Here is a 1,150-nt window from a genome sequence, read left to right on the forward strand (position 1 = left end):
TACTGAGGTTTTCGTTCTGTTGTCGGTGGTGACAGGTAGTGATCCCTGCGGTATGCCAATGGTGTGCGGTATGCGCAGGGTGGGGGCCTGACCGATGAGCGGCGGGCGTTTCGTGAACAGGTGCGGCTGGATGCCGCTGCGCGGTTCGAGGCGGGTGAGCGGACCGCGGTGATCGCCCGGGAGCTGCGGGTCAGCGAGCGGTCGGTGGAACGCTGGAGACGGTCCTGGCGCGAGGGCGGCACCGCTGCCCTGCGGTCGTCGGGTCCGGCGAGCGTACCGAAGTTGTCGGTGGCCCAGTTCGCCGAGTTGGAAGCAGAGTTGGGCAAGGGGCCGGCCGCCCATGGGTTCGAGGACCAGCGCTGGACGCTGGTCCGGGTCCAGGCGGTGATCGGCCGCCGGTTCCGCATGACGCTGTCGATTGCGACGGTGTGGCGGTTGCTGAAGCGGCACGGCTGGTCCTGGCAGGCGCCGGCCCGCCGGGCTCTCGAGCGGGACGAGCGCGCGGTGGAGCTGTGGAAGCAGGAGGTGTGGCCGCGGGTAAAAGCATCGCGGCGGCGCTCGGAGCCTGGATCGTCTTCGAGGACGAGGCCGGGTTCGCGATGACGCCGCCGCGCGCCCGCACCTGGGGCCGGCGCGGACACACACCCGTGGTCCGGGTCCGAGGACGTTCCCGGCGCCGGATCTCGGTGGCCGCGCTGTGCTGCTACAAGCCCGGCGAGCAGAGCAGGGTGATCTACCGGCCCCGCTTCCACATGCCACTCAAGGGGGCCCGCAAGAGCTTCGCCTGGACCGACTATCGCGACCTCGCCGTACGGGCACACATCCAGCTCGGCGGCCCGGTCGTCCTGGTCTGGGACAACCTCAACACTCACCTGGCCGTCGGCATGAAGCGATACGCGGCGGAGCACGACTGGCTCACCGTCTTCCAACTGCCCTCATACGCACCGGACCTCAATCCGGTCGAAGGCCTCTGGTCGCTCCTGCGGCGCGGCCCGACAGCGAACACCGCCTTCACCGATCCGGACCATCTCACCCGCACTCTGCGGCGAGGCCTGCGGCACATCCAACTTCGGCCCAACCTGATTGAGGGATGCCTGGCCGGCACCGGTCTCTCACTTACCCCACCGACTCCACCCTGAAAGCCTCAGTA

1 protein-coding gene is annotated in these 1,150 nt (G+C 69.0%); it reads left to right on the forward strand.

All coding sequences use genetic code 11. From position 1 onward, the window contains the following. The first annotated feature begins 63 nt into the window (after positions 1–63). A protein-coding gene (locus tag ABT048_RS41795) for an IS630 family transposase (RefSeq protein WP_502894144.1) occupies positions 64–1,139 on the forward strand; the annotation gives its coding sequence in 2 pieces (ribosomal slippage) (positions 64–510 and positions 513–1,139; 1,074 coding nt in all). The last annotated feature ends 11 nt before the right edge of the window (positions 1,140–1,150 follow it).

This window comes from Kitasatospora sp. NPDC096140 (assembly GCF_040303045.1).
Lineage (GTDB): Bacteria > Actinomycetota > Actinomycetes > Streptomycetales > Streptomycetaceae > Kitasatospora.